The following is a 234-nucleotide window of genomic DNA, read 5'->3' as shown; positions in this document are numbered from 1 at the left end:
GTATCGCCAAGAGCAAACGTAATTGACATGGACGCTGCTGATCTGTATAGTTTGCTTGAGGATTCGCTGTGCATCGTGCGGCGCGCGGTGTGGAGCGAATATGATGACTGGGCTGCGTCAGTCGAACAGCGGCTGATGAATGCCATGAACGAACTAGTTGAGGAAGATGAAGATGAACAAGAAGTATCACCGTGAGGTGCGTCCCATGTTCAAGTCGCTGGAGCAGTATCTAGG

At 51.3% G+C, this 234-nt stretch carries 1 protein-coding gene; it reads left to right on the top strand.

What is annotated here, in order from left to right; all coding sequences use genetic code 11:
* Positions 1 to 195, top strand: a 195-nt coding sequence (locus AC1RPV_RS08270) for a hypothetical protein (RefSeq protein WP_481764282.1), incomplete at its 5' end; no start/stop codon positions are given.
* Positions 196 to 234: the final 39 nt, after the last annotated feature.

It is taken from the genome of Dellaglioa sp. CoH-55-MRSF-9 (assembly GCF_056782155.1).
This window is presented reverse-complemented; position numbering and strand designations above follow the sequence as displayed.